At 60.7% G+C, this 6,217-nt stretch carries 6 protein-coding genes; 2 read left to right on the top strand and 4 right to left on the bottom strand.

The genetic code is table 11. The features are described from left to right. Positions 1 to 250 precede the first annotated feature (250 nt). On the bottom strand, positions 251 to 1,159 hold the full coding sequence (locus GAL_RS20085; RefSeq protein WP_024099421.1) for a recombinase family protein: 909 nt from the start codon (positions 1,157 to 1,159) through the stop codon (positions 251 to 253). A 408-nt stretch (positions 1,160 to 1,567) separates the two neighbouring features. Further along, a complete protein-coding gene (locus tag GAL_RS20080; RefSeq protein ID WP_043939875.1) occupies positions 1,568 to 2,707 on the bottom strand; it encodes a tyrosine-type recombinase/integrase in 1,140 nt (379 codons plus the stop codon). Between the two features lie 126 nt (positions 2,708 to 2,833). On the opposite strand from GAL_RS20080, the gene GAL_RS20075 reads away from it, so the two are divergent. Together GAL_RS20075 and scpB are read left to right on the top strand one after the other, a co-directional pair. Beyond that, entirely contained in the window at positions 2,834 to 3,718 is an 885-nt protein-coding gene (locus GAL_RS20075) for a DUF1403 family protein (protein WP_024099419.1), read from the top strand. Between the two features lie 3 nt (positions 3,719 to 3,721). Continuing rightward, positions 3,722 to 4,321, top strand: a complete 600-nt coding sequence (gene scpB, locus GAL_RS20070) for an SMC-Scp complex subunit ScpB (RefSeq protein WP_024099418.1) — start codon at positions 3,722 to 3,724, stop codon at positions 4,319 to 4,321. Here scpB and GAL_RS22015 read toward each other — a convergent pair. Then, the gene (locus GAL_RS22015) at positions 4,305 to 5,282 is read right to left on the bottom strand and encodes a TniQ family protein (RefSeq protein ID WP_158524451.1); all 978 of its coding nucleotides are present in this window, start codon (positions 5,280 to 5,282) and stop codon (positions 4,305 to 4,307) included. The two genes, scpB and GAL_RS22015, sit on opposite strands and share 17 nt — an antisense overlap. Positions 5,283 to 5,335: 53 nt before the next feature. Then, complete coding sequence (locus GAL_RS20060) at positions 5,336 to 6,217, bottom strand: TniB family NTP-binding protein (RefSeq protein ID WP_024099416.1); 882 nt, start codon at positions 6,215 to 6,217, stop codon at positions 5,336 to 5,338.

The following is a 6,217-nucleotide window of genomic DNA, read 5'->3' as shown; positions in this document are numbered from 1 at the left end:
TGCCACGATCCAGTGAGTCCGGCAAGAAGAATCTAAATGTAGTGTGAAAGTTATCCACAACACCTATAGGTGTTGTCGTGTAAAAAACTCAGCAAGTCATTGATATAGATATATTAAATGCAGATCTAACCAAATCGAGCCGCTACTCTGTTGAGTTGGCATATTAGCAGCTAACCCCAAGCAACTAATGGCACTTTCTGCCTCCTGCGGAGTTTTCTCCCGGTGAAATTTTTTGGATTCGGGTCAGAAGCTACATCTGATTTTGGCTCGATTCGTACGGCATGAGGCCAAGTCGTTCCGCCCGCTCCAACAGCATTTTCACCGAAGACGGCTGCCATCTTGTTCGGCCACGAGGCGTGCGTTCGCGCATCGCTTCCAGCCGGGTGCAGATCGCCTGAAGCGTGATGTCGGGGTCCGCGCCCTTGATGCCGGCGACGATGGCGGGCAGACGGTCGTCGGTTTCGCGGCGCCCGGCGCGGGCTAGCACCTCGGCCGGCAGGAAGCCGTCGCCGACATAGGCCTTCACAGCGCGCAAGAGACGGCTTTGGGTCCAGCGACGCGCCTCGGGCAAGGGGCCGTTGATGATGCGCACCACGTCTTCCCAGGCCAAGTCGGGTCGCAACCGGCGCACATGGGGCACCCAATCTTGTGCCGTCTCGTTCAGACGCTCCATGTAGCCGTCTTGTCGCGCCAGCCGTACTTTGCGAAGAGCAGCAGGGTCTTTGGCCCGCAGTCCAGGGTTCCCGCCGACCCGGCCCTTGGTACGGGCGCTCGCCAGCCCTGCTTTGGTACGTTCCCGGATCAGCGCCCGCTCGAACTCGGCCGCGGCGCCCAGAACCTGCAGCGTGAACTTGCCTTGCGGGGATCCGGTGTCGATCGGGTCCTGAATGGAACGAAAGAACGCCCCCTTGGCCTCCAACCGTTCGATCACCTCGAGAAGGTGCGACAGAGACCGTGCGAGCCGGTCGATCCGTACGACAACCAGCGTGTCGCCCTTGCTAATGCGCTCCAGCAAGCGGGCAAGCACCGGCCGGGCACGATTGCCGCCTGAGGCGTGCTCTTCGAAGATCTCGACGCATCCCGCAGTTTGCAGGGCCTCAGACTGGGGCAGGGGGGTCTGATCCTCTGTGGATACGCGCGCATAGCCTATCAGGGGCATGAAAATCGGCCGTTTGCAATTTCATATACCGTTACTAAACGACCGTTAGTAAACGAATGCAAGCAAGTGTTTTCTCGTCGTGCTGGCACACAATCCCTTGGTTTCCTTGCACTGAGCGCAATCTGAGAGGTTCCGCCGGCGGTCGCGCGCGCATACTATATAAAGAGCATGGGCAATGGCCACAAAACCGCTTGGGTAATGTGCATAATACTATTATTATGCACATATGAAGCCACAAGCATCTACTTTTCTTGATGATTTCGACGACCCCCTCATCACTACCGAGGGGGATGAGGAGGCTCACGAAGTGTCGCGTTTAGTTCCTGATTTCAATTGAAGCAGTAAGCTGAAACTGAAGCGCTGGAATTTCATCTTAGCGCTTCACCAACGCGTCAAGATTCCTGAGCTTCACAGCCCTGCGGCTTTGGTCAGGTTCACCCTGAACCTGTCGCGCCTGCGCTGGTAGCGCCGGGTCATCTCGGCCGACGCATGTCCGAGTTGCTTTTGAACATAACGCTCATCAACCTCTGCCGACGAGGCGAGCCCGGCGCGCAAGGAATGGCCAGAGAACATTGCCAGCCGTTTGGCTTCCGGCAAATCGGATCTGACGCCGCTCTTCAGAACGGTTGCTTTGATCAGCCGTGCGACGTGCTTGTCGGAAAGGCGGGCCTCGAGCGCACGTTTGCCATCCCGCGATGTTCGCACGAAGACCGGCCCGAAGTCGATCTTTGCAAAATACAGCCATTGCTCAAGTGCGTGGACAGGACAGGTCTGGTCGCTTGAGCCGCGCCCGACCTCGACCTCGCGCCACCCGGTCTTGGCGTTCAGCGTCAGCAGAGCGCCATCTTCGAAAATCTCGATCCAACCGCCGGAGTCCGGTGTATCATCCTTGTGCACGTCAAGGCTCACGATCTCGGAGCGACGGAGACCTCCAGCATAGCCCAGAAGTAAGGTCGCCCGGTCTCGAAGCCCGCGGAGATCATAGGGAAGGGTGCCCACCATGGCCTGGATGTCATCGGGCAGGATCGCTTCCTTCTGAACCGGCGGACGCGCGTGTCTGCGCCTAATCCCGGCCAGAACGGTGGCGACATGGCGGTCCTTGCGATCAAGAGTGAACCCGCGCTGCCTGTAGTTCCAAGCGAGGCCGGAGAGGCGCCGCTCAATGGTGGAGACCGAGAGAGCAGGGGCCTTACCAGTCGCGGCGGCCAGGTCCGCCACATAGAGCCCGACCATCTCGGGCGAGGGGGGCAGGGGATCCGTCCCTTTCAACCGGCACCAACGGGTGAAGTGTTTCCAGTCGGCCGAGTAGGCCTTATTGGTGTTCTCAGCTGTTGAGGCCTCGGCGTAGTCGCGCGCGGTGTCGATCAGCCGGTCGAGCGCGCCGGAGCCGGCCACATGAGCGGGCAGAGCGATTGAGGCTCGGTCCCGAGAGGTTCTCTCGTCGTGTTCGTCACTGTTCAGCGAGTCATAGGACGCTGAGCTCGAAATCTCTGCGTCAGACGCGTCGGAATCCTCGATTCTGGTGCCGTTATTCGTGAGACTGCTCATGTTTCCGAGCATATCAGTTTTACGTCCGATAACACAAGGTTATTGGACATATAAAGGCTCGGCAAAGAGGGGCGGTTTCTACACTATATGGTAGCCAAAAGCGCCGCCGCAAGATAGTGTTGTGGCATGACATATGCCCACTCAACCTTCGACAGCGACCCTGATAGCTTACCCCGGATGCCGCCCTGGGTCACCTCGGCACGCGCCGAAACCCTTGAAGATGTGGCGTTTTTGTCGGGCGCAGCACTGAGCCACCTGCATCTTGTGTTGGGGCGAGAGGCGGTCCCCCAAGCCTTGTTACGGGATCGGCTGTCGTTGCGCGCAACGGAGGCTTGTGTCGCGTTTTCGGGCCGGCCGGAGCGGGCAAGGGAGCTGCGCGACGTGGTGCATCTGCTGCGCCCCGGCGACCTGCCCGGCCCGGCAGGCGAAACCTGTCTGGCGTGGCGTCGCGCCACGGAAAGGCCGGTGGCCGTACAAGCTCTGGTCCGGGCGCTGCCTGAACTTCAGGGTGATCAGATCGCGCGTTGGCTCGATGCCGGGCAGGGGGCAGCGGTCAGTCGCGCGGCAATGGTGCTGGAGGCGGTACTAAACGATGCCCCCCGTGCCGAGGCGCCCGCACTCGTCCTTGCTGACGCGACCCTCGCTCAGGCGCTTGGTTGGGATCATGTCGTGCCGCTTCTGGCCGCAGGCCTGAAGTGCGCCGACATGCGCAAGCGAGGCGAAGACCTACGCTCGGCTTGTCATCGTGCGCTCGTCTCATCGGCGGTCGATGCCGTGCGCCTCTCAACTGACCTCGCGCGGCGGGCAGCGCATCTCAAAGCGGTCGCGCCAAAGCTGCGCGCCAAAGGCGCGCAGGCCGCCGTCGCGATATTCCTGACCCAAGATGCCGTCGCGCCTGCGGCCCTGCCACTACCGGACCGGTCTGCACGGCGGCTCTGTGACCGGTTGGTCGATCTCGGCGCGGTGCGCGAGCTGACCGGCCGCGACACGTTCCGGCTCTACGGGATCTGAGCGATGGCCAAGGATCACGCCGAAACTGATTTCGATCGGGAATTGGACGATCTGCCAACCGAATTGCGCTGGCGTGAATGGATGCGGCGGATTGAAGCCGTTCTCTTCGCCAGTGCATCGCCGGTGCCGCGCGAGGACCTCGCGCGCGTGGTGGGGCAGGGGGCTTCGGTCGATCTGTTGGTCGAAGACCTGGTCGCCGATCTCGAAGGACGATCCTTCGAAGTGGCGCAGGTGGCCGGCGGCTGGATGTTGCGCACGCGGCCCACCTACGCCCCAGCGATCAGGGCCGCTGCGGATGTGGGCGAACAGCTTCTGGACCTGGACGAATACGATGTCGCGGTGCTCGCTGCCATCGCCTACCACCAGCCGATCACCCGGGACGGGCTGAAGGACATCTTCGGCAAGGAGATCAGCCGCGATCTGATCGGGCGACTGCATGCGCGCGGGTTGATCGGAACCGGTCCACGGTCGCCGCGGCGTGGAGCACCCTATACCTATGTGACGACGGAGCAGTTCCTGGTCGCGTTCGATCTGGAGTCGCTGCAGGACCTGCCCGATCGGGAGCAGATGGAGGATGCAGGGGTCATCAATGCGCAGGCATAGCCGTTGCCAATGATGTGCGGCGGTTTGAATGAAGGCGAACGATGACCTGTTGTAAGTCCGCCAAATCAGGATGTCTGGAGCGCGTCTTTGGTCCCGGTGTGATCTGTAACGTGATCTCTGCACTCAATGACGCCACCAAGTCGGAATGCTTGGGCGCAGCCAGTGCAATGCGGGTCCAGAGGTAAATTGCAGGATGCACGGAACGTTTTTGGAGGTGCGTCATTCCATCGGCCAACTGGCGGAACAATGCGTAGCGGACCCGGTGCGGCAAGCGCGAAATTGACGTCGGCTGGCCATTGAACGTGAAACAAGCCGCCCCAAGCATGGCGGGCAGGGATGTCTTTCCATGCCGTCCATGTCCTGCAACATGCATTCGAAGCAAATCGTCGATGAGCCGTTCGAGACGCTGCACATCATACTCGGCGGGCAGGGTGGGTTTTCGGAGATCAGCATCACACCAGACGCAGAAATGTTGCGGCAGAAGCCGGTTCTGTCGAGCAGGCGCAATGCCGCCGCCGCAGGCAGGGCAGTGATCGCGCAAGCGGCATCCATGCCGAAAGCAGGAAACGCGCGTCGCCAGGCTCCAGCCGCGCCGGAAGAACGGTGCGCGATCCTCTTTCAGGCATGCCGGGCAATATTGCAGGCGATTGACCCGAGCGGTCGATGTGCGGGCATCTCCTGATCCTGTGATCTGCCGCACTCGCAACCGGGCCAGCGGGTCGCGGTGCAAAGCCAGGCCATCAATCTCCTCGGCGGGCAACCGGGTTCGCTCGACCAGCAAACTGAGGATTCGCCCGGGAAGGTCTCGGTCAAGCTTCGCAGACCAATCTCCAACTGCGACATCCAGAACCCGCCCAAAATATTGAGGTGGAATTCCATTGGCCATGGCCAGCCGATGCAGCCAGCTCGACAGAAGCTCTCCGGGTGCCGGTGCAACAACGCCGGGCCAGCCTTGCCCCACCTCATTGCCGTAGTCGCGCGCAGGTGTGACTGTGATCTCGGACGCAGACTGGTTCACATCATTTCGCGGCGCAAAGGAGCATTTCGGCGTTTCGACAGGGGCGTGTAACCAAGCGAGGTAATGGTCGCTTCAGAAATGTGTTCCTCGCCGTTCCTTATCGCCTTGATAGCCGCGTTGCTCACGATATCGACGACCTCTCCGATCAAGCCCTCTGACAATTCATGGATGATCTCAGCCAGTGACGGTCGCGACAGGTCCGAGGCTCGGGCGAGAGGCATGCTGGTCTCAAGACTATCGAGGAGCGTCGCGAAATCCTCGTCATACGCCCATCTGGGAATAGGGATCGTATCGAACCGCGATCCCATTTCCTCGGTGTCGTGTACCGCGTCATAGACCGCAACCTCGCCAACCAGTACGGGCGAAATGTCGTGGACACGTGCGATACGGCGCAGGAACGAAAAGATAGCTTTCACGTCCTGTCGGCGCCCTCGAAGGGCGCTGTGAAACTCATCGAAGATGAGCAGGCGGGGTTTCAAGCTGTCCAGCAAATGATCCACCTGCTCGCCCGCGCGCGACAGGCTTCGCCAACCAGAGGCCTGAGGCGCGCGCAACCCGGCAAGAATGCTGGCATAGAAGTGAGACAGTCCGGCACCTTCTCGGGTCTGGATCACCCAGATCCTTTGACGTTCTGACTGACGCAAATGTTCAATCGCGAAGCGTTCGGCGATCATCGTCTTGCCATTGTGATAAGGGCCCGTCAGCAAGAGCCCTCTGGGGCGCAAAGTTACTGGCCGATCGAGTAGCAGACGCATGGCGTTATGGGCGCGACTTGCAACAGGATGGCTGATCCAACGGGCCGTCCGGATATGGGCGATGCGGCACGCGTCACCGGCATCGAGAAGTGATGCGGCGGAGTCCAGGAGGTGATCCGTCAT

The organism is Phaeobacter gallaeciensis DSM 26640, from assembly GCF_000511385.1.
Classification (GTDB): domain Bacteria; phylum Pseudomonadota; class Alphaproteobacteria; order Rhodobacterales; family Rhodobacteraceae; genus Phaeobacter; species Phaeobacter gallaeciensis.
Note: the sequence above shows the minus strand (reverse complement) of the source record. Positions and strands in the feature narration are given on the sequence as shown.